At 67.7% G+C, this 20717-nt stretch carries 17 protein-coding genes and 1 tRNA gene; 5 read left to right on the top strand and 13 right to left on the bottom strand.

Translation table 11 applies throughout. The features are described 5' to 3' along the window. Positions 1–67: 67 nt before the first annotated feature. Positions 68–2284, top strand: coding sequence for an AAA family ATPase (locus K6V06_RS04810; protein WP_370637396.1), 2217 nt, complete (start codon positions 68–70; stop codon positions 2282–2284). On the opposite strand, the gene murI is transcribed toward K6V06_RS04810, so the two are convergent. The 3 genes from murI to K6V06_RS04795 form a co-directional block, all read right to left on the bottom strand. Beyond that, positions 2281–3120: a glutamate racemase gene (gene murI / locus K6V06_RS04805; RefSeq protein WP_222240486.1), complete on the bottom strand. Its 840-nt coding sequence runs from the start codon at positions 3118–3120 to the stop codon at positions 2281–2283. The two genes, K6V06_RS04810 and murI, sit on opposite strands and share 4 nt — an antisense overlap. A 250-nt stretch (positions 3121–3370) precedes the next feature. Beyond that, positions 3371–4894: a fumarate hydratase gene (locus K6V06_RS04800; protein ID WP_222240484.1), complete on the bottom strand. Its 1524-nt coding sequence runs from the start codon at positions 4892–4894 to the stop codon at positions 3371–3373. A 117-nt stretch (positions 4895–5011) separates the two neighbouring features. Then, positions 5012–5560: a TIGR00645 family protein gene (locus K6V06_RS04795; RefSeq protein WP_222240482.1), complete on the bottom strand. Its 549-nt coding sequence runs from the start codon at positions 5558–5560 to the stop codon at positions 5012–5014. A 371-nt stretch (positions 5561–5931) separates the two neighbouring features. Between K6V06_RS04795 and acs the strand changes: the two genes are divergently transcribed. Further along, positions 5932–7914, top strand: coding sequence for an acetate--CoA ligase (gene acs, locus K6V06_RS04790; RefSeq protein WP_222240480.1), 1983 nt, complete (start codon positions 5932–5934; stop codon positions 7912–7914). Between the two features lie 85 nt (positions 7915–7999). Beyond that, positions 8000–10051 (top strand): VC_2705 family sodium/solute symporter, encoded by a 2052-nt coding sequence (locus K6V06_RS04785; RefSeq protein WP_222240478.1) that lies wholly within the window; start codon positions 8000–8002, stop codon positions 10049–10051. A gap of 24 nt (positions 10052–10075) precedes the next feature. On the opposite strand, the gene K6V06_RS04780 is transcribed toward K6V06_RS04785, so the two are convergent. The 4 genes from K6V06_RS04780 to K6V06_RS04765 all read right to left on the bottom strand — a co-directional run bounded on the left by K6V06_RS04780 (position 10076) and on the right by K6V06_RS04765 (position 11539). Next, a complete protein-coding gene (locus tag K6V06_RS04780; RefSeq protein ID WP_222240476.1) occupies positions 10076–10405 on the bottom strand; it encodes a multidrug efflux SMR transporter in 330 nt (109 codons plus the stop codon). A 32-nt stretch (positions 10406–10437) separates the two neighbouring features. Continuing rightward, a complete protein-coding gene (locus K6V06_RS04775; RefSeq protein ID WP_222240474.1) occupies positions 10438–10752 on the bottom strand; it encodes a multidrug efflux SMR transporter in 315 nt (104 codons plus the stop codon). Positions 10753–10963: 211 nt separating this feature from the next. Beyond that, positions 10964–11054, bottom strand: a tRNA-Ser gene (locus tag K6V06_RS04770). A gap of 77 nt (positions 11055–11131) precedes the next feature. Next, positions 11132–11539, bottom strand: a complete 408-nt coding sequence (locus K6V06_RS04765) for a VOC family protein (protein WP_222240472.1) — start codon at positions 11537–11539, stop codon at positions 11132–11134. 338 nt (positions 11540–11877) lie between these two features. Between K6V06_RS04765 and K6V06_RS04760 the strand changes: the two genes are divergently transcribed. Beyond that, positions 11878–12549, top strand: a complete 672-nt coding sequence (locus K6V06_RS04760; RefSeq protein ID WP_255581604.1) for a copper resistance protein CopQ — start codon at positions 11878–11880, stop codon at positions 12547–12549. A gap of 40 nt (positions 12550–12589) precedes the next feature. Beyond that, positions 12590–13423 carry a TetR/AcrR family transcriptional regulator gene (locus tag K6V06_RS04755; protein ID WP_222240470.1) on the top strand — a complete coding sequence of 278 codons (834 nt, stop codon included), beginning with the start codon at positions 12590–12592 and terminating at the stop codon, positions 13421–13423. Positions 13424–13460: 37 nt separating this feature from the next. On the opposite strand, the gene K6V06_RS04750 is transcribed toward K6V06_RS04755, so the two are convergent. The 6 genes from K6V06_RS04750 to bcsE are packed head-to-tail and all read right to left on the bottom strand — an operon-like array spanning position 13461 to position 20716. Beyond that, positions 13461–13685, bottom strand: coding sequence for a hypothetical protein (locus K6V06_RS04750; RefSeq protein WP_222240467.1), 225 nt, complete (start codon positions 13683–13685; stop codon positions 13461–13463). Next, the gene (gene bcsG / locus K6V06_RS04745; protein WP_222240465.1) at positions 13682–15247 is read right to left on the bottom strand and encodes a cellulose biosynthesis protein BcsG; all 1566 of its coding nucleotides are present in this window, start codon (positions 15245–15247) and stop codon (positions 13682–13684) included. The genes K6V06_RS04750 and bcsG overlap by 4 nt, the downstream gene beginning before the upstream one ends. A gap of 37 nt (positions 15248–15284) precedes the next feature. Continuing rightward, positions 15285–17861 (bottom strand): UDP-forming cellulose synthase catalytic subunit, encoded by a 2577-nt coding sequence (gene bcsA / locus K6V06_RS04740; RefSeq protein ID WP_222240455.1) that lies wholly within the window; start codon positions 17859–17861, stop codon positions 15285–15287. Next, on the bottom strand, positions 17858–18670 hold the full coding sequence (bcsQ, locus tag K6V06_RS04735) for a cellulose biosynthesis protein BcsQ (RefSeq protein ID WP_222240453.1): 813 nt from the start codon (positions 18668–18670) through the stop codon (positions 17858–17860). Before bcsQ ends, bcsA begins: the two co-directional genes overlap by 4 nt. After that, positions 18667–18870 carry a hypothetical protein gene (locus tag K6V06_RS04730; protein ID WP_222240451.1) on the bottom strand — a complete coding sequence of 68 codons (204 nt, stop codon included), beginning with the start codon at positions 18868–18870 and terminating at the stop codon, positions 18667–18669. Before K6V06_RS04730 ends, bcsQ begins: the two co-directional genes overlap by 4 nt. Before the next feature lie 4 nt (positions 18871–18874). Next, on the bottom strand, positions 18875–20716 hold the full coding sequence (gene bcsE / locus K6V06_RS04725) for a cellulose biosynthesis protein BcsE (RefSeq protein ID WP_222240449.1): 1842 nt from the start codon (positions 20714–20716) through the stop codon (positions 18875–18877). Position 20717 lies beyond the last annotated feature (1 nt).

The following is a 20717-nucleotide window of genomic DNA, read 5'->3' as shown; positions in this document are numbered from 1 at the left end:
CGACGACGAGCGCACGGCGCTGCTGCGCGCCAACCCCGGCGGTACCAGTTCCACCGCGCTGGACTGGATGTGTGCGCTGCTTGCATTGCGCGTGGTGGTGGCCCTCGGCCCGCGCTTCAACCTGCGCAGCAACATCAACGATGTACTGACCGTTTGCGCCCAGGAGCTGGTCTGGCCATACGGGGTGGTGGTCCGCATCCAGCGCTTCCTGGCGGCGCGCTGCGCCGACATGCCGGCCTGGAAGGGTGCCGGGCGGCTCAGCCCGGAGGAATTCCTGGCGCGGCACGGCCAGTGGAACAGCGCCTTCGACGAAGGGGCGCTGTTCTACTACCTGGACGAATACGTCAAGCACCACGCCAAGGACCTGTTCACGGTGTTCGAGATTTCCGGCGCCGCGCTGGCCGCCCGGCTGCAGGGCGAACGGGTCCTGCTGGTGCGCAACATCGACATGCTCAGCCACGTGCTCGACCTGCCGGACCACGAGCGCAAGCTGTTGCTGTATGCGGCCCTTGCCAAGTACAAGCGCGACCTGCGTGCGGTGATGGTCGACTGCAAGGTGGCGCACAGCCAGGAGGCATTCCATATCCTCGCCGGGCTGACCGGGGCGACCCCCGCCGAAGTCGCCGCCTCGCTGCGGCCGGGGTCGCGGCTGGAGACGCTGAACCTGATCGAGCAGCCGTTGCCCGAGAACAGCATCACCGATCTTGGGGACCTGATGCGGCTGTCGGACCGGCTGCTGCACGTGCTGGTTGGCAACTACGCCACCGAGGCGGACATGATGGCGGTGTTCACGCGTCCGGCCGCCCCGCCGACGCTTTCCAGCACCGACTATCCGCACGTGGAGAGCGACGCCCGCTATCTGACCGCGCTGCTGAGCAGTGCCACGCGCGAGCACGCCGAAGGGATCAATGTGCTGATCTACGGCCCGCCGGGAACGGGCAAGACGGAGTTCGCGCGGCTGCTGGCCAGCGAGGCCGGCTGCGAGCTGTACGAAGTCGATTGCCTGGACCGCGATGGCAACAGCCTGTCCGGCAAGGACCGCTACCGCTCCTTGCAGGTGTCGCAGGCCTTCCTGCGCGGACGGGCCAATACGGTGCTGCTGTTCGATGAGGTCGAGGATGTGTTCCCCGGGGGGCACACGCGCGAGTTGATGAGCCTGCTGGGACAGGAGGATGCCCGCGCCTCGGTCAACGGCAAGGCGTGGGTCAACCAGACGCTGGAGCGCAATCCGGTGCCGGTGATCTGGATCTCGAACTCCATCCGCCAGATCGATCCGGCCTATCTGCGCCGTTTCCAGTTCCATCTGGAGCTGCGCATTCCACCGCCGCAGGTGCGGGAGAACATCATCCGCAAGCATCTGGGCGGGCTGGCCGTCAGCGACGAATTCATCGCGGGGCTGGCGGCCCGCAAGACGCTGACGCCGGCGCAGGTGCAGTCGGCCGCGCGCTTCGTGCAGCTGACCGAAGCCGCGGTGGGCGAGTCGCCGGAGGCGCTGGTGCTGCGCCAGCTCGATCATGCCGACCGCGCGATGGGTCTGCGGCCCGAGGCCGAGGCTCGGCCGGTGGTCACCCATTACCGGCTCGACCGCCTCAATCTCGAGACCCGCTATCGCGTGGAGCGCATCATCGAAGCGCTGCAGGCGCGCGGGCGCGGCACGCTCTGCTTCTACGGCCCGCCGGGCACCGGCAAGACCGCGCTGGCCGAACATATCGCCGCGGCGCTCGACCTGCCGCTGATGCTGCGGCGCGCCTCCGACCTGATGAGCAAGTATGTGGGCGAGACCGAGCAGCAGATTGCGGCCATGTTCGCGCGGGCGGAGGAGGATGGCGCGATGCTGCTGCTGGACGAGGCCGACAGCTTCATGCAGAGCCGGCAGCAGGCGGTGCGCAACTACGAGGTGTCGGAAGTCAACGAGATGCTGCAGGGCATGGAGCGCTTCAACGGCATCTTCATCTGCACCACCAATCTGTTCGACCGGATCGACGAGGCGGCGCTGCGTCGTTTCTCCTTCAAGATCCGTTTCATGCCGCTGCTGGCGCCACAGCGGGAGTCGATGTTCATCGACGAGGCCCTCGATGGCAAGGCGGGCGATCTGACCGAGGCGATGCGCGCGGAACTGGCGGCGATGGACGGCTTGACGCCGGGGGATTTCGCCACGGTCAAGCGCCAGTGCGCGCTGCTGGGCGAGCGGCTGACGCCGGATGAATTCCTTGCACAGCTGCGCCAGGAGTATGCCGTCAAGCCCGAGGTGCGGGCGCGCCGGCCGCTCGGGTTCGTGCGCTAGGCGGTGTGGTCCTCACCGGCACGCCCGGCCGACGGGTCGATGTCGACGTGTTCGGCCACCGAGTCGGTCTGCAGCAGCGTGCGCAACATGGTACGCAGCCTCGCGGCGTCGCCGGTCGAGCAATACCTTGCCTGCGGCGGCACGCCAGAGGCCGCCGGGCAGGCCAGCAGCCCGAGTTCGCTCAGCCGGCGCTGCAACTGGCGCGCAACCGGCGCGCCGGTATCCACCAGCTTGAGCCGGCCTTCCGCCATGTCGCGAATCGTTTCCGCGAGGAACGGGTAGTGGGTGCAGCCCAGCACCAGTGTGTCCGCACCGGCATCCAGCATCGGAGTCAGGTAGTCGTGCAGCAGCGCGCGGATCGCCGGGCCGTCGGTTTCACCCTGCTCGATGCGGGCGACCAGGCCCGAGCCCGCCACGCAGACGAAGCGGCAGTCCGCGGACAACAGTTCGGACAGCCGCCGGAACTTGTCGCTGCCCAGCGTGCTGGCGGTGGCCAGTACGCCAACCACCTTCGCCGCACTCGCCGCCGCCGCCGGCTTCAAGCCGGGCTCGACGCCGACGATGGGCAGCGGCAGGCGGTCGCGCAGCACCTGGATGCCTTGCGCCGTGGCGGTATTGCAGGCCACCACCAGCGCCTTGCATCCCTGCGCCGCCAGCCATTCGCAGGCCAGCAGCGTGCGCGCCCGCACCTGTTCGGGGGGCTTCTCGCCATAGGGAGCGTGGGCGGAATCGGCCAGGTAGACCAGCGACTCGGCAGGCAGCAGCGCCCGAACCTCGCGCAGCACGGACAGGCCGCCTAGGCCGGAATCGAAGATGCCGATGGGGGCGGATGACACGGTAGGGTGGGGGAGAGTTTTTTGAGGTGGGGCGGTGGTTGCCCTCTCCCCCGGCCCCTCTCTCGCAAGCGGGGGAAGGGAGAACACCGGCAGATCTGAGCCTGCCTGGGGTTTGCTTCCCTCTCCGGCATTGCGGGAGAGGGAAGACACCGGCAGATCTGAACCCGCCTGGATTTGCTCCCCTCTCCCGCCCTGCGGGAGAGGGGCCGGGGGAGAGGGCAGACGACCAACGCCCTCCCTCAACGCCACCTTACAGCGCGGCGACCGGAATCTTGCCGATCTTCGCCTGCCATTCGGCGGGGCCGGTCTTGTGGACCGAGGTGCCGCTGCTGTCGACGGCGACCGTCACCGGCATGTCCTTGACCTCGAACTCGTAGATCGCTTCCATGCCCAGGTCCTCGAACGCCAGTACCTTCGAGGCGCGGATGGCCTTGGACACCAGGTAGGCCGAACCGCCGACCGCCATCAGATAGGCCGACTTGTGCTTCTGGATGGCCTCGATCGCCACCGGGCCGCGCTCGGCCTTGCCGATCATGGCGATCAGGCCGGTCTGGGCGAGCATCATCTCGGTGAACTTGTCCATCCGGGTGGCGGTGGTGGGGCCTGCCGGGCCAACCACTTCGTCCCGGACCGGATCGACCGGGCCGACGTAGTAGATCACCCGGTTGGTGAAGTCGATCGGCAGTGTCTCGCCCTTGGCCAGCATGTCGGCGATACGCTTGTGCGCGGCATCGCGGCCGGTCAGCACCTTGCCGTTCAGCAGCAGGGTCTGGCCGGGCTTCCACGAGGCGACTTCCTCCGGCGTCAGCGTGTCCAGGTCGACGCGCTTCGACGTTTCGGTATTCGGCGCCCATTCGACCTTCGGCCATTGCGACAGGTCCGGCGCTTCCAGCTTGGCCGGGCCGCTGCCATCCAGCGTGAAGTGAACGTGGCGGGTGGCCGCGCAGTTCGGGATCATTGCCACCGGCTTGGACGCGGCGTGCGTCGGCGCGGCCATGATCTTGATGTCGAGCACGGTCGCCAGGCCTCCCAGGCCCTGTGCGCCGATGCCCAGTGCATTGACCTTCTCGTACAGCTCGACGCGCAGTTCCTCGATCCAGTCCTTCGGGCCGCGGGCGATGATTTCCTGGATGTCGATGGATTCCATCAACGATTCCTTGGCCATCACCATCGCCTTCTCGGCGGTGCCGCCGATGCCGATGCCCAGCATGCCGGGCGGGCACCAGCCGGCGCCCATGGTCGGCACGGTCTTGAGCACCCAGTCGACGATCGAGTCGGACGGGTTCAGCATCACGAACTTGGACTTGTTTTCCGAGCCGCCGCCCTTGGCCGCGACCTGGATATCGACGGTATTGCCCGGCACGATCTCGTAGTGGATCACTGCCGGGGTGTTGTCCCTGGTGTTCTTGCGGCCGCCTTCGGGCGGGTTGACGATCGAGGCGCGCAGCACGTTGTCGGGATGGGTATAGCCCCGGCGCACGCCCTCGTTGATCATGTCCGTCACCCCCATGGTGGCGCCGTCCCAGCGCACGTCCATGCCCACCTTGACGAAGACCGTCACGATGCCGGTGTCCTGGCAGATCGGCCGCTTGCCTTCGGCGCACATGCGGCTGTTGGTCAGGATCTGCGCGATTGCATCCTTTGCCGCGGGACTCTGTTCCAGCTCGTAGGCGCGGCCCAGGCTGGTGATGTAGTCCATCGGGTGGTAATAGCTGATGTACTGCAGCGAGTCGGCGACGCTCTGGATGAGGTCTTCTTGCTTGATGACGGTCATGTCTTGTGGGGAAGAGGCGTTCTGACGAAAATCCGCCCGGAATCATACACCCGCGGGCCCCCGGGCGTCGGGCGCCGGCTTCCCCGGGACGGGGCGCCGGGCCGTGGGGGCGGTCATTCAGTGGTGCGGCTGCGACAGCGTGGGGTGTGAGCTGTTGATCATCTTGTCGACCCACGCCATTGCCACTGCGGACAGCAGGAAGGCGATGTGGATGATCACCTGCCACATGATGGTGTGGGTGTCGCGCTGGCCCGCGTCGATGAAGGTCTTCAGCAGATGGATCGACGAAATGCCGATCAGCGCCATCGACAGCTTGACCTTCAGCACGCCCGCATTGACGTGGTCGAGCCATTCCGGCTCGTCCGGGTGGTTGTCGATGCCAAGTCGCGACACGAAGGTCTCGTAGCCGCCGACGATCACCATGATGAGCAGGTTGGAGATCATCACCACGTCGATCAGGCCGAGCACGACCAGCATGATCTGCGCTTCGTTGTAGGTGGTGACGTGCGCCAGCAGGTGCCAGACTTCCATCAGGAAGTGATAGACGTAGACGCCCTGGGCGACGATCAGGCCAAGGTACAGCGGCAGCTGCAGCCAGCGCGAGGCAAAGATCAGCCGGGGAATGGGGCGCATCTGGGAAGGATCGGGAAGCGAATTGGTGGCCATGGTGGTTGAACGGTATTGCGGTTCGACCGCAAGGCGTGGCGATTGCGGAAGGCGCGATTGTACCGCGTGCGGCACCGCCCTCCGGGTTGTCCCGGATTCTGAAAACAGGCCTGCGGTGGGCCAGGACACATGGAGCGCCGGCTTGTGCCGGCATCTCGTACCGTGCCGCCGGGGTGCTGTGCTAGCCTTACGTGCAAGGAAGCACCTGCCCGATCCTGCCGCTTTTCCGGGCGGCACGGCGGCCGCTGCAGCCCCGACCGTCAGGTTTCAGTAAGGCGCGGGGCGTAGCGTTGCGGCCAAAACCATCAGGTTGCCGCCAGGTGCTGCAGCCAACTGTCGACGCCGTTCCACGGCCAATCAGGAGACCAGCCATGTCCGCCATCGAATCGGTGATGCAGGAGCATCGCGTATTTCCCCCGCCCGAGTCGTTCGCCCGCAATGCGGCCATTTCCGGCATGGATGCCTACCGTGCCCTGTGCGAGGAGGCCGAGCGGGACTACGAAGGGTTCTGGGCGCGCCACGCGCGCGAGCAGCTGCTGTGGAGCAAGCCTTTCACGCGCACCCTCGACGAAAGCAATGCGCCGTTCTACAAGTGGTTCGACGACGGTCAGCTCAACGCGTCGTACAACTGCCTGGAGCGCAATCTCGACAACGGCAATGCCGACAAGGTCGCCATCGTGTTCGAGGCTGACGACGGCACCGTCACGCGCATCACCTATCGCGAGCTGTACGCACGGGTCTGCCAGTTCGCCAACGGCCTGAAGGCGCTGGGAATCGGCAAGGGCGACCGGGTCGTGATCTACATGCCGATGTCGATCGAAGGCGTCTGCGCGATGCAGGCTTGCGCGCGGATCGGTGCCACCCATTCGGTGGTGTTTGGCGGCTTCTCCGCCAAGTCGCTGCAGGAGCGCCTGGTCGATGTCGGCGCGGTAGCGCTGATCACCGCGGACGAGCAGATGCGCGGCGGCAAGGCGCTGCCGCTGAAGGCGATCGCCGACGAGGCGCTGGCGATGGGCGGCTGCGAGGCGGTGCGTCACGTGGTGGTGTACCGCCGCACGGGCGGACAGGTGCAATGGACCGAGGGCCGCGACCGCTGGATGGACGAGGTCTGCGCCGGCCAGCCGGAAACGTGCGAGGCCGAGCCGGTCGATGCCGAACATCCGCTGTTCGTGCTGTACACCTCCGGGTCGACCGGCAAGCCCAAGGGCGTGCAGCACAGCACGGCCGGCTACCTGCTGTGGGCCTTGATGACGATGAAGTGGACCTTCGACGTCAAGCCCGACGACATGTACTGGTGCACCGCCGATATCGGCTGGGTCACCGGACACACCTACATCGCCTATGGTCCGCTGGCGGCCGGCGCGACGCAGATCGTCTTCGAGGGCGTGCCGACCTATCCCAACGCGGGCCGCTTCTGGGACATGATCGCCCGCCACAAGGTCAGCATCTTCTACACCGCGCCGACCGCCATCCGTTCGCTGATCAAGGCGGCCGAGGCAGACAAGGCGGTGCATCCGAAGCAGTACGACCTGTCCAGCCTGCGCCTGCTGGGCACTGTCGGCGAGCCGATCAATCCCGAAGCCTGGATGTGGTATCACCAGAACGTGGGCGGCGGCCGATGCCCCATCGTCGACACGTTCTGGCAGACCGAGACCGGCGGTCACGTCATCACGCCGCTGCCGGGCGCCACGCCGCTGGTGCCGGGCTCCTGCACGCTGCCGCTGCCCGGCATCATGGCCGCGATCGTCGATGAAACCGGACAGGACGTGCCAAACGGCAGTGGCGGCATCCTGGTCATCAAGCGGCCGTGGCCGGCGATGATCCGCACCATCTGGGGCGATCCGGAGCGGTTCAAGAAGAGCTACTTCCCGGCCGAACTGGGCGGTACGCTGTATCTGGCCGGCGATGGCTCGATCCGCGACAAGGAGACCGGTTACTTCACCATCATGGGTCGGATCGACGACGTGCTCAACGTGTCCGGCCACCGGATGGGGACGATGGAGATCGAGTCCGCACTGGTCGCGCATCCGATGGTTGCCGAAGCCGCGGTGGTAGGCCGCCCGGACGACACCACCGGCGAAGCGATCTGCGCCTTCGTCGTGCTCAAGCGCGCCCGTCCCACTGGCGAGGAGGCAACGCAGATTGCGAGCGAGCTGCGCAACTGGGTCGGCAAGGAGATCGGACCGATCGCCAAGCCGAAGGACATCCGGTTCGGCGACAACCTGCCCAAGACCCGGTCCGGCAAGATCATGCGCCGTCTGCTGCGTTCGCTCGCCAGGAACGAGGACATCACGCAGGACACCTCCACCCTGGAGAACCCGGCGATCCTCGATCAGCTGCGGCAGGCCCAGTAACGGTGGCCGGCCGGCATGCGCCGCCCGGGGAGACGCTTCCCGGTGCGGCCGCCGGCCGTTGATCGTCGCCTGATTCCTCTTCTTCATGCCCGACGCCCAGGGGCGCTTCCGGCGCCGGCTGCTGCTCTACTACGGCCTGTTCACGCTCGGCCTGCTCGGCTTCGTCGGCATGATGGGCCTGCTGGAGCGGTCCAATGCCGATGCCCTGTGGCTCGGCTATGTGTTCCTCTTCGTCACCATCGCCATCTATGCCTGCATCGGACTGATCTGCCGCACCTCCGACCTGCAGGAGTATTACGTGGCGGGGCGGCGCGTGCCGGCGATGTTCAACGGCATGGCCATCGCCGCGGACTGGATGAGCGCCGCCTCCTTCATCGGGCTTGCCGGCATCCTGTTCGCGTCCGGCCATGAGGGGCTGGCCTATGTGATGGGGTGGACCGGCGGCTACTGCCTGGTGGCGTTCCTGCTGGCGCCATACCTGCGCAAGTACGGCGGCTATACCATCCCCGATTTCCTGGCGGTGCGCTACGGTGGCGGCAAGCCCGGTGGCAATCTGCCGGTGCGCGGCATTGCCGTGCTGGCGGCGACGCTGTGCTCCTTCGTCTATCTGGTGGCGCAGATCCAGGGCGTGGGGCTGGTGGTGACGCGGTTCATTGGCGTCGAATTCGCCGTGGGCGTGTTCTTCGGCCTCGCCGGCATCCTCGTTTGCTCCTTCCTCGGCGGCATGCGCGCGGTGACGTGGACGCAGGTGGCGCAGTACATCGTGCTGATCGTCGCCTTCCTGGCCACGGTGTCGATGATCGCCTGGAAGCACCATCGCGATCCGTTGCCCCAGTTGAGCTATGGCGCGGTGCTGGCGCAGGTCGAACAGCGCGAGCAGGACCTGCTGGACGATCCGGCAGAACTGGCCGTGCGGGAGCAGTACCGCCGGCACGCCGCCGAATTGCAGCAGCGCATCGCGACGTTGCCGCAGTCGTTCGAGGTCGAACGGGATGCGTTGACGGCGCGGCTGCAGGAACTGCGTGCCCGCAATGCGCCGCTGCGCGAGATCAAGACGCTGGAGCAGGAGCGTGCCGCCTATCCGGCGGACGCTGCCACCGCCCAGCGGCTCTGGACGGAGCAACGCGATGCCGCGCTCGCCCGCAGCCAGCCGCCGGTGCCGATGACCGAGCCGTACCCGGCGACCACCGAGGAGGAGGGCGACACCCGGCGGCTCAACTTCGTGCTGCTGGTGTTCTGCCTGATGCTGGGTACCGCCAGCCTGCCGCACATCCTGACCCGGCTTTACACGACGCCGTCGGTCAGCGAGACGCGCAACTCGGTGGCATGGGCCGTGGGCTGCATCGCGCTGCTCTACGTCTGCGCGCCGACCCTGGCGGCGCTGGTGAAATACCAGTTCCTCCATCACCTGGTCGGCAGTTCCCATGCCGATCTGCCGGCCTGGGTCACGCAGTGGAGCCGCATCGATCCGCCGGTGTTCTCGATACGGGATATCAACGGCGACGGCATCGTGCAGTGGGCCGAAGTCGTCGTGCAGCCCGACATGATCGTGCTGGCCGCGCCCGAGATTGCCGGGCTACCGTACGTGATCTCGGGGCTGGTCGCCGCCGGTGCGCTGGCGGCGGCGCTGTCCACCGCGGACGGACTGCTGCTGACCATCGCCAATGCGCTGTCGCACGACGTCTTCTATCACATGGTCGATCGCGGAGCGAGCCATCAGCGCCGCGTCACCACGGCCAAGATCGTGCTGCTCGGCGTGGCGCTGTTCGCCTCGTATGTCACCTCGCTACGGCCGGGCAATATCCTGTTCCTCGTGGGCGCCGCCTTCTCGCTGGCCGCGTCGAGTTTCTTCCCGGTCCTGGTGCTCGGCATCTTCTGGAAGCGCACCACGGCCGCCGGCGCTTTTGCCGGCATGCTCGCGGGGCTGGGCGTGTCGATCTACTACATCTTCGTCAACTACCCGTTCTTCACGCGGATGACCGGGATCTTTGGCGACCGCTGGTTCGGCGTCGACCCGATTGCCTCGGGTGCCTTCGGCGTGCCAGCGGGGTTTGCGGTAGCGATCGTCGTCAGCCTGCTGACGCCCCGCAATGCGCCCGTGATCGACCAGCTGGTGACGTACTTGCGCAAGGGCTAGCGCAGCGGAGCCCGCTGGCCCGGTTCAATGCGGAACCGACTTCGACAGCAGGTTGATCACCAGCACCCCGGCCAGGATCAGGCCAATCCCAGCCAGCGCCGCGCCGTCCAGCCGCTCGCCGAACAGCACCCAGCCCGCCACGGACACCAGCACGATGCCCACGCCCGACCATACGGCATAGGCAATGCCGACCGGCAGGGTGCGCAGCGTCAGCGCCAGGCAGTAGAAGGCCACGCCATAGCCGGCCACCACCACCAGCGACGGCAGCGGCCGGGTGAAGCCGGCGGTCGTTTTGAGGGCCGAGGTGGCGATCACCTCGGCAACGATGGCGATGAAGAGATAGAGCCAATGCATGAGTGCGGGTGGACAGGCGTAGCGATGGCGGCTTACGACGCCATCTTCATCAGCACGAGGCCGACGACAATCAACAGCGCCGCGACGATACGCAGCGTGTTGGCGGGCTCGCCGAGAACGAGCAGCCCCACCACGAAGGCGCCGACGGCGCCGATGCCGGTCCATACCGTATAGGCCGTGCCGAGCGGAAGGGAGCGCATGGAGATCGACAGCAGGGCGAAGCTGGCGATCATTGTCACGATGGTGACGGCAGAGGGAACGAGTTTGGTGAAGCCTTGCGACAGCTTCATGGAATAGGCCCAGACGACTTCCAGCAGGCCAGCAAACGTCAACAGAATCCAGGCCATACGGCGCTCCTTGTCAAAAAAAGAGCCGGGCCGTCCCGGACTTTCTGCTCCCGTGGTGGGCGAGGTCGTCCTCGGCGAGAAGTTTAAGGCAATTGGCGCCCGCGTCGCAGGCCAGCCGGGGACGGGCTGGCTCCGCAAGCCATGGCTGGCCGCAGCGATCAACCAGCCACGCAAAAAGAAAAAGCCCTTGAGATCAAGGGCTTCGATGTCCTGGCGGAGAGAGGGGGATTCGAACCCCCGATGGGCTATTAACCCATACACGCTTTCCAGGCGTGCGACTTAAACCACTCATCCATCTCTCCGGGAAGTCCGAGAGTATAACAGACTCGCGGCGCCGTGCCACCGTTTCGTGGGGCGGTTGTGGCACCCGAACCAAGCCTCATTCGTCCCAGGACACCACCACCGCGTCCACCGATCGCTCGTGTTCGCCGTGATAGACGGCCTCCACGTTGTTGCCGTCCGGATCGAGCAGGAAGGCCGCGTAGTAACCGGGATGATAGTCGCGCTCGCCCGGCGGGCCGTTGTCGCGGCCGCCGGCCTCCATGCCCGCCTTGTAGAAGGCATCGACGGTGGCGCGGTCGGCGGCCTGGAAGGCGAAGTGGATGTGACTGATCTGTCCGGGCGTGCCGACGTCGACCCAGATTTCATCGGCGAAGAAGTAATCCTCGCCATCCGTGATCTCGATGCCGATGACCTGCAGCACCGCACCATAGAAGCGGCGAGAGGCGGCAAGGTCGGCGACCTTCAGTTGCATGTGATCGATCAGGCGTCCGCGGCGAATTTGCATGGATGTCTCCTGGTGGATGGCGCGCTGAAGGAGAGGGCGGCGCGCCGTTGCCGATCCATTATGGACAGCGTGCGAGGACGCGGCGGGACGGTCTTGTGGGCGCCGCAAAAAAACTCCTTGACTATCTACCTAGTAGTAGATAAAGTACGAGCCATGGATGCAGCAACACAGCACGGGAGCCAGAAGGGCAGCCGGATCAGCTGACAGCGGCTCCAGTGCAGTTACCGGGGATTCCCCGTTTTTTTAATCGCTCGCTATCTATCTACGAATAGATAAGAGAACGCAGAAGCCGAAGCAATCCGCCGCCGGAGCGCGGCATCAACGAATAGGAGAGCATCATGACCGCCCAATCTTTCGCCAAGCGTATCGTCGTCGCCGCCACCATTGCCGCCGCTTCCGCAGCGGGTTACGCCACGGCGGCCAGCGTCCCGGCCGACAAGTATGGCTACGAATTCCGCTCGCAGGAGCGTAGTGCCTTCGTGGACGGCGCCCGCGCAGGCGACCGTAACGTGTTCGTGGACGGCGCCCGTGGTGGGGAGCGCAGCCCGTTCGTGGACGGCGCGCGCGGCAAGGTGGACCCCTACACCGACGGTGCCCGCATCGTCGCCGGGCTGGATCGTACTGGCGTGTCCGCACCGCCCGCCCGCAGCGTGGACCAGTTCACCGATGGCGCCCGTGCAGGCAAGTTCGACACGTACACCGACGGTGCCCGTGTGCTGGCACGGCTGGATCGCGACAGCTTCACTGACGGCGCCCGCAGCATCGACAAGTACACCGACGGCGCGCGCAGCGTGAATCCGTACACCGACGGTGCGCGTCTGGTGGCGGGTCTGGACCGCACTGGTGTCTCGGCGACGCCGTCGCGCTCGGCTGACGTGTACACCGACGGCGCTCGCCAGGGCAAGTTCGACGTGTTCTCGGAAGGGGCGCGCCAGGGCAAGTTCGATGTCTTCTCGGAAGGCGCACGTCGGGGGCAGTTCGACGTCTTCACCGAAGGCGCCCGCGTCTGATCGGGGTCCTCGCAAGGCAGCAAGCAAGGGAGCAAGCGCCATGGCTACGACATTGGCAAGCGGGCGAGACGAAACGCCGCTCGGCCGGCCCGAGGGCCTGCCGGACGGCGGCCGCGCTGCCCACCGCACGCAGGCGCTCTTCGATGGTGCAGGGCAAGCGAGCGAGAAGGGCGGCAAGGGCAGAAAGCCGGCCAGCCAGCCTGCAGCGACCGTGCGCGACCAGTTGCTGGAGCAGGCGCTGGAACTGATCTGCAAGCGCGGCTTCAATGGCTTCAGCTACCGCGATCTGGCCGACCGGGTGGGAGTGAAGACCTCCAGCATCCACTATTACTTCCCGACCAAGGAAGACCTGGCGCTGGCGGCGGTGCAGGAGTACGCCGCGAGAGTGGCGCGGCATATCGAGGCCATCGACCCGGGACTGCCTCCACGCGTGCAGGCGGAGCGCTACCTGGAACCGTGGCGCGAGGGATTGAAGACCGAGAAGGTCTGCGTGGCCGGGATGCTGGCAAGCGAGGCGCTATGCCTGCCGGAGGCGGTGCATAGCGCGCTGCAGGCTTTCCAGGGCATGAACGAGAACTGGCTGGCGGGACTGCTGCGCCGCGCGCGTCGGACAGCAGGCGGCACGGCAGGGGCGCAGGGAACGATCGGGACGCCGGAAGCGCTGGCGCAAATCCTGTTCGCGGCCCTGCAGAACGGTCAGGTGTCGGCGCGGCTGTTCGGCTCGACCGCACGCCTGGAGCCGGCAGCGCAATTGCTGCTGACGGCGGCCGGAGGGACACCGCCGGCAGCGGCGGTCGATGGTGACGATACTGCCGACCCGGCAGGGAAGGAGCACGGTCATACCGCCGAGCCGCTGGCGATGGCCGCCGAGTAGCGGCGTCAGGTGAGCAAGGTGAGATGCGCCAGGTGCGTCAGGTGGGCCGGCCCTGCTCGGCCGGTCCGCTGTCCTGCTGTTGACCCTCCCGGTATCCGAGCCAGTGCGCGAGCCGCGGCCAGCGGCGGTCGGCGGCCTGCGCGGCCTGGACCTCCTGCTGGTCGTAGTACCGCGCGGGATTGAAGCCAGGCACCTTCTCCCCGAGTGCGCCGATGTCGTTGCTGGCGCGCGGCGCGTGCCGCCGATCGACGACCCTGCTCATCGTCCGTCCACCCAGACGCCGTCAGGCGTGCGAACCACATAGCCGGTGCCGCGCTTGAGGGTGATGGTGCCTTCGTTCTCGCCGACCATGCGGGTCTGCGGCAGGTCCGCGGCGTACTGGGCCAGCGGCGGCGCGCCCTCGCGGAACGGGCTGTCGGCGACGAGATTGGAGATCAGCTGCGACAGTCCCAGGTAGCTCATTGGCGAATGAATGGTGGTCGGTTGCTGGCGATTCTCGCCCGGCAGGCCGACCACGGTGACGCCGACCGGCACATGGATGATGCGCGGGGTGGGGATCTCGCGCATGCCGGCGATCTGGTTGGCATCGCCGCGCAGCGCCGCCCCGTGCTCGGGCACGAAGACGACGACGGCCTTGCGGCCGGAGTCGCGGATCAGGTTCAGCAGCTTGTCGATATCGCCGAGCAGGCTCGAGAGCCGCAGTGGATACGACTCGATGCTGGTGAGCTTCGAATTGGGCAGCCGGTTGCCGTCATGCAGCGTGACCGTGTTGTAGTACAGCGCTTGCGGCCCCGCGGTGGAGGCGAGCCGCGACTTGTACCATTTTTCCAGCACGGCGTAGTCGCCGAGGATCGGAGAGTTGTCGAAGGCGCGCAGCGCCGGCGGTACGCCGTCGACCGGCTCGGGGACGATGCCCGGAACGCCGATTTCCTTCTCGACGAAGGCGCGGAAGTTGTCGAAGCGTCCGTCGTGGTTCATCAGCACGCGGGTGCCAAAGCCCGCCTGGGCGAGGGCCTGGAACAGATGGCATTCGCCGGGGGCCGCCGCATACAGTTCCTGGTGCGGCTGCTGGCCGCAGCTGGCGCGCAGCAGCCGGATCGCCGCCGGTCCGCTGTAGCTGGCGCCGGAGCTGAAGTTGCTGAACACGTAGTCGAAGCGCGACAGCAGCGGATGGTTGCGTGCCTTCGCCACGTCCAGGTCATCCCAGGACAGCGAGCAGATGTGCAGCACGATGATGTCGAACTGGTCCTTCTGCGCCGCGGTCAGCTGCGGAATATTGACCATCCGCGCTTTCTCCTGCTCGCGGAAGGCGGCCAGCTGCGCGTCGTTGTCGCCGGCCTCGCTGGCGCTGTCGATGCGCGCGGTGTCCAGCGTGCGCGCCGCCGGGCGGGTGGCGGCGGTGCCGGTGGGGATCGTCTCGGCGCCGCGCCACAGCGGCACGATCACCAGGGCCAGCAGCACGAAGGTGGTGACGCGCACCCAGCGGTTGATGACCAGGTAGGCGAGCAGCATGACGATGCCGGCCAGCGCCAGCTCGGGCCGGATGAAGCGCTGCAACAGCTCGAGCATGTATTGCGGGGTGAAGTCCTGCAGGTTGCCCAGCTGCGACAGCACGCGCGCGGCAGGCGGCAGATTCGATTCGTGGTAGAGCAGCGCGATGCCGGCCACTACCGCCACGCACTGGCGCAGGATGCGCAGGCCGCGATGCCGCAGGGGCAGCACCAGCAGCAGCGCGAACAGCAGGTTCAGCAGCCAGCGGGGCTGTACCTGGCCAATGGCAAACAGGTACAGCTTGGCGGCGAAGTACAGATTCCAGAGTCCCATGTCGTTCGGTCTTTCGGGCGGCAGGTAGCGGTTCGGGTCAGGGTTGGTGCGGCTGGCGCGGACGTCGGCGCGCGAGCGCGGCCTCGAGCGCGTCCATCACCGCGTCGTAGAGGCGCAGGAACCCCTGGTAGCCCATCTCGATGACTTCCTTGAGGCCGCGCAGCGGGACGTCCTCGGGCTGCTCGTCCTGCCAGTCGATCCAGGCATCGGCCCGGCCGAAGGTGCACTGGATCAGCTGGGTTTCGGCCTCGGGGCTCAGGTCGCGCATGCGCAGCCCGAGGTGGCGGTTGACGTTGCGCGACACCGTCGCGGCGAAGTGGTATTCGCGGGCGCCGCGCCACAGGCAGACACCGACCCGCTCTCCCTCGTTCAGCGGCAGGTCCAGCGGCAGCAGCAGCCCGAGGCCGCCCAGCGAATAGTTTTCGGTGCGGCAGGCGACGGTGCTGCCGTCAGGCATCAGCAGCGTGGCCGGCACGCGCAGCGGAATGCGGTGCGACACCCGCACCTGACGGGCCTCGCGCGCGACGCCGATCGCCGCGCCGAGCATCAGCAGGTTGACCGAGGCCCAGACCATGTTCATCACCACGGTGGCCGGCTCGCCGGTGCTCCAGAACAGCAGCCGGCCGACGCCGACCGCGAGTCCGACGATGTTCAGGCCGAGCAGCAGCAGGTAGGGCTTGGAGATGGTCCAGTCCAGGTAGTCGTCCTCGATCTGCCCGCCCTTGGCCGTCACGTTGAACTTGCCCAGCTTCGGGTTGATGAAGGCCATCGTGGTCGGCAGCACGATGTACCAGGCCAGCACCGATTCGTAGACCTCGGCCCAGAAGGAATGGCGGTACTTGCCCTGGATCCTCGAATTGGTGATGTTGGCGATGACGAGATACGGCAGCACGTAGGCGGCGATCAGCAGAGCCGAGGTGTTGATCACGTGCAGGCCGAACACCAGGTACGCCAGCGGCATGGTCAGGAAGATCAGCCGCGGGATGCCGTAGAAGAAATGCAGCATCGCATTGGTGTAGCACAGCCGCTGGAACAGCTTGAGCCCGCGGCCCAGCAGCGGGTTGTCGACGCGGAAGATCTGCGCCATGCCGCGCGCCCAGCGGATGCGCTGGCCGATATGGCTGGACAGGCTTTCGGTGGCCAGTCCCGCGGCCTGCACCGTGCGCAGGTAGGCGGTGTTGTAGCCGCGGCGATGCAGCTTGAGCGCGGTGTGGGCGTCCTCGGTGACGGTTTCGACGGCGATGCCGCCGATCTCCAGCAGCGGCTCGCGCTTGATCACCGCGCAGGAGCCGCAGAAGAAGGTCGCGTTCCACAGGTCGTTGCCGTCCTGGATCAGGCCATAGAACAGGCTGCCCTCGTTCGGCACGCGGCGGAAGGTGTCGAAATTGCGCTCGAACGGATCGGGCGAGAAGAAGTGGTGGGGGGTCTGCACCATCGCGCAGCGCGGATCGGCGAGGAAGTCGCCCATCGTCATCTGCAGGAAGGACCGCGTCGGAATGTGGTCGCAGTCGAAGATGGCGATGTACTCGCCGCTGGTCTTTGGCAGCGCCTGGTTGATGTTGCCCGCCTTGGCGTGGCGGTTGTTGTCCCGCGTGATGTAGTGGATGCCGGCCTGCTCGGCGAAGGCGCGGAATTCGGGACGGCGGCCGTCGTCGAGCAGGTAGACGTTCAGCTTGCCGGCCGGCCAGTCCATGCTGCGGGCGGCATAGACGGTGGGCTGCACCACGGACAGGGGCTCGTTGTAGGTCGGGATGAAGACGTCGACGGTGGGCCAGTCGGCCGGATCCTGCGGCAGCGGCCTGGGCCGGCGCGACAGTGGCCAGGCGGTCTGCACATAGCCGAGGATCAGCACGAGCCAGGTGTAGCTTTCGGCCGCGAACAACAGGTAGCCGACGATGGCTTCCAGCACGGTGGTCAGGTCCAGGGTTTCCGTCGCGCGCCACCAGATATAGCGCAGCGTCATCAGCAGCGACAGCGCCATCATCATCAGCGTGGGGAAGTGCCCGGGAATCTTGCGCAACAGCATCACCGCGATCCAGACCACGGCGAAGACGGTCAGCTGTCCGCCCATTGGCAGCGGCGTGGTGCACAGCACCAGCGCGGCAAGGGAGGCGAGCACCAGCAGCGTGGGTGTCATGCCGCGCACGCGATGCATCAGCGCGGCGAATCGGGCCATGCGCCCGCCCGCAGCCAGCCAGTCCACCCGCGGCAGCCGCTGCGCGATCCTGCGGCGTTGGCGCGCCAGCAGCCGGTAGGCCGGGTCGAGCCGACGCGCCAGCCATTGCCGCAGTTTCGACTGCGGCTCGTCATCTGCCGCGAGATGCCGGCGGCGAGTGTCGGCGGCCAGCTTGCGCCGCGGTCGTGGGGCGCGCACGAACAGCCGCCACAGCCATAGACCGCGGCGCTGGCGTCCGCCCAGGCCGAGCCGCTCGGTCATGCCCTGCAGCAGCCAGTCGACGCCCAGTGCGGGCCAGTCGCGCCGGCCGGGGCGGGGCGGACGGAAGAACAACCGCACCAGCCACTGGCGGCGGCCGGCGTCCTCGTGCAAGCCCAGCTCGTCCGCGAGCATGGCGAAGAACGACAGCAGCCAATCGGGCCAGGGCAAGCGCCTCATGCCCGCGCTCCACGGCGTGTCTCGGCGCGGCTCGCCGTTTCCGCGACGACCCGCTCGGCGATCCAGCGCGACAGCCACGCGGCGATGCCCTGCATGTCGTGCGCCGCCTGCGAGTGCGGCGTGCTGCTGCAGAAGTTCTCGCCACGGGCGAGCGCCTCCGGCACGCCGACGTCGAGGTGGACCTGATAGGGGAGCAGCGCGTCGCCCAGCGTGGCGCGCAGCAGGGCGAGCACATCCGCATGCAGCTGGCGCGCGGCCTGCACCCGCGTGGCGACGAACACGGCCGGCACATCGGCCAGACGCAGCGCCTGGCGCAGGCGCGCCAGCGTGGCGCACGCTTCGGGCTCGGGCGGCACCAGCACCAGCGCGAGGTCCGCCGCGGCAAGCGCGAGCGTGACCTGAGGCGCGGGCCACGCGGGCGTGTCGATCAGCGCCACGGCATCCTCGGGCAGGTCCACCTGCGCCAGGCGCTCGTGCAGCCATTGCGGCCGGGCAAGCAGCTCGCGGACCGTCGCATTGTCGCCCTCCGCTCCAAGCGACATGCCATCGCCCCAGGGAACGAACAGCACGCCGTCGTCGCTGCACATGCCGGCCCTGGCCCAGTCGCCGCCGGCGTTGCCGTGGATGGCGGTAACGAGCCCGCTGACGGGGGGCTCCGCCATGCCGAAGTGCAGGCCGAGCAGATTGCGCGGATCGCATTCGAGGGCGAGCGCGGCATGCCCGCGCGCGGCCAGCAGCGATGACAGCGCGGCGGTCATGGTGGTACGGCCCGCCCCGCCGAGCGGGGCAACGATGGCGATGGTCTTCATGTGCGCTCGTCCTTGCCTGGCTGCCAGCGCTTGCCGCGGATGACGATGCCGTCCAGCTGGGGCGGCAGGCGCACGCTCCTGCGCTGGCGCGGCTGCAGCCAGCGCGGCAGCGCGCGTAGCAGGTCCAGCTTCCAGACGATCCAGGCCAATGGTGCGGCCAGGATCAGCCCCCAGATGAAATAGCCGAGGAAGATCCGCATGGCATCAGTTCCTTTTGACGGGGATCGCCTGCGGCGCTGGCGCGCGACGCGGCGCAGCGGGCCGTTGCCGGGCTTCGCGCAGCGCCGCCAGGGCTGGCGCCGGGAACCGCGCCTCGCGCGCGCCGGCCTCGGCGGGCTCCCCGCGTTGCAGCGGGTCCACCGGGTCGGCGATGCCGGCGGTGGCCGCGCTCAGTCGCGCGCTGCTGAGGCCGCTGTCTGCCGGCTCCGGCTCGGCGGGCCGTTGCAGCCAGCTGCTGTAGTCGGGCAGCGGCCGCTGCGACGACTCGGCTTCAAAGGCCTGCAGGGCGTCCAGAATGCTGGAAGGATCGCCGCAACGCAGCTCGCCGGCGAACAGCGTATCGAGCGGGCGGCGGAATACCCGCTGGCATACCGCATCCACATCGGTCAGGCGGCAGGCGAAGAAGAAGACATAGATGCTGTCTCCGCCCGCGCTGCAGATGTCGCCGGCCCGATTCATGCGGCAGGCGCGCAGTGCATCGACATGGGCGACCTCGGGCAGCAGCGGCAGGCGCAGCAGCACATGCGGCAGCCGAATGGTGCGTCCCTGTTCGACGGCGCCGCGGACCGTATCGATGAAGGCGTTGGGCGTGACATAGCCGCTCGCCGAGCCGGTCAGCACCGCCGACAGCGCGGTGCGGTAGTCGGTGGGCAGCGGGCGCGAGAAGACCTGTCCCTGCACGTTGTCGAGCATGGCCTGCATGCGCGCGAACGGGGTCTGGCGCGCAATCACCAGATTGGCGCCCAGATTGAGCAGCAGCAGCTCATAGTGCTGGCGCATCGCTTCCTGGTCCTCGCGTACGACGATCTTCAACGCGCTGCCGCAGGTGCGCCGCAGCCGGTGGATCTGCTCGGCCAGCATCTCGAACTCGCGGTTGCCGGCGTAGTGGAACACCACGGTGGCGGCCACCGCCTTGCTCGCGCTCGCCACCGCGGCCTCGTTGCTGTCGACCAGTTCCCACCCCTGCGGTATCCAGCGCTCGTGGGACACGGCTTCGCGGGCCACGACTACGCGCTGCTCGTCTGGCGCCAGCAGTCCCGATTGCGCCGCGTCGTCGGCGAAGGTATCGCTGCTGGCGAGCAGGCGGTGGCGGTCGGCGGCGAAGCGCAGCGGCAGTGCGCTGCTGGCCAGCACCGCGTCGCGGTCGCGCCAGAACGCGACCTCCCAGGTGTATTGGCCCTGCACCTGCGACAGCTGCACCGCGCCCGCGAAGCGGGCATGAAAGCCCGCCAGCTCGGGCGGCGGCAGCGTCGGGTCGATGGCGGGCGGCGTCAGCACCAGCAGCAACGACAGGCGCTGGCGCGCGCACCATTCGGCCAGCCGCCTGCCCTGGCGCGACAGCCGGGCGCCGTCGTACCAGGAGAAGAACGCCTCGGCCCCCTCCACCATCAGCAGTCCGTTGCGGGCGACGCACTGATCGGCCAGCGCCTGCAGCGCTTCGATGAAGACATCGAAGGGCGGCTTGCCCGGCTGCGGTTGCAGCCGGCACAGGTTGGCGCGATGATGAATGGCGCCGTGCACGTCCAGATCGAGCCCATGTTCGCGCAGCGCGGATGCGATGGCCTCGGGCTCGCGCGTGGCCAGGACCGTCGCCGCGTTGCGCAGGCCAGCCGCTGCCGTCTGCCAGAACAGCGCCTCGCGCGCGGGGGACGGCTCGGCATAGACCACATGCGCGTGCGCCGGCGCCAGGCGTGCCAGTGCGTCGGGCAGGCCATCGATGGCAAGCGCCGTGCGCGCCTGCAGGCGCGCCATCAGCGACGGACGCGCGGACGCCGGGAGCTGCGCGGCGGCAGCGACGGGACGGTTGGAACTGGGCGCGGATTGCATC

This window comes from Cupriavidus sp. AU9028, assembly GCF_019795295.1.
Classification (GTDB): domain Bacteria; phylum Pseudomonadota; class Gammaproteobacteria; order Burkholderiales; family Burkholderiaceae; genus Cupriavidus.
Note: the sequence above shows the minus strand (reverse complement) of the source record. Positions and strands in the feature narration are given on the sequence as shown.

Coding starts and splice junctions, on each gene's coding strand:
- K6V06_RS04760 (WP_255581604.1), top strand. CDS start 11,878: ATGACCGCCCAATCTTTCGCCAAGCGTATCGTCGTCGCCGCCACCATT.
- K6V06_RS04810 (WP_370637396.1), top strand. CDS start 68: ATGTGTGCGCTGCTTGCATTGCGCGTGGTGGTGGCCCTCGGCCCGCGC.
- K6V06_RS04800 (WP_222240484.1), bottom strand. CDS start 4,894: ATGACCGTCATCAAGCAAGAAGACCTCATCCAGAGCGTCGCCGACTCG.
- bcsA (WP_222240455.1), bottom strand. CDS start 17,861: ATGAGGCGCTTGCCCTGGCCCGATTGGCTGCTGTCGTTCTTCGCCATG.
- K6V06_RS04775 (WP_222240474.1), bottom strand. CDS start 10,752: ATGGCCTGGATTCTGTTGACGTTTGCTGGCCTGCTGGAAGTCGTCTGG.
- K6V06_RS04765 (WP_222240472.1), bottom strand. CDS start 11,539: ATGCAAATTCGCCGCGGACGCCTGATCGATCACATGCAACTGAAGGTC.
- K6V06_RS04785 (WP_222240478.1), top strand. CDS start 8,000: ATGCCCGACGCCCAGGGGCGCTTCCGGCGCCGGCTGCTGCTCTACTAC.
- bcsG (WP_222240465.1), bottom strand. CDS start 15,247: ATGGGACTCTGGAATCTGTACTTCGCCGCCAAGCTGTACCTGTTTGCC.
- K6V06_RS04755 (WP_222240470.1), top strand. CDS start 12,590: ATGGCTACGACATTGGCAAGCGGGCGAGACGAAACGCCGCTCGGCCGG.
- K6V06_RS04730 (WP_222240451.1), bottom strand. CDS start 18,870: ATGCGGATCTTCCTCGGCTATTTCATCTGGGGGCTGATCCTGGCCGCA.
- bcsE (WP_222240449.1), bottom strand. CDS start 20,716: ATGCAATCCGCGCCCAGTTCCAACCGTCCCGTCGCTGCCGCCGCGCAG.
- K6V06_RS04780 (WP_222240476.1), bottom strand. CDS start 10,405: ATGCATTGGCTCTATCTCTTCATCGCCATCGTTGCCGAGGTGATCGCC.
- acs (WP_222240480.1), top strand. CDS start 5,932: ATGTCCGCCATCGAATCGGTGATGCAGGAGCATCGCGTATTTCCCCCG.
- bcsQ (WP_222240453.1), bottom strand. CDS start 18,670: ATGAAGACCATCGCCATCGTTGCCCCGCTCGGCGGGGCGGGCCGTACC.
- K6V06_RS04750 (WP_222240467.1), bottom strand. CDS start 13,685: ATGAGCAGGGTCGTCGATCGGCGGCACGCGCCGCGCGCCAGCAACGAC.
- K6V06_RS04795 (WP_222240482.1), bottom strand. CDS start 5,560: ATGGCCACCAATTCGCTTCCCGATCCTTCCCAGATGCGCCCCATTCCC.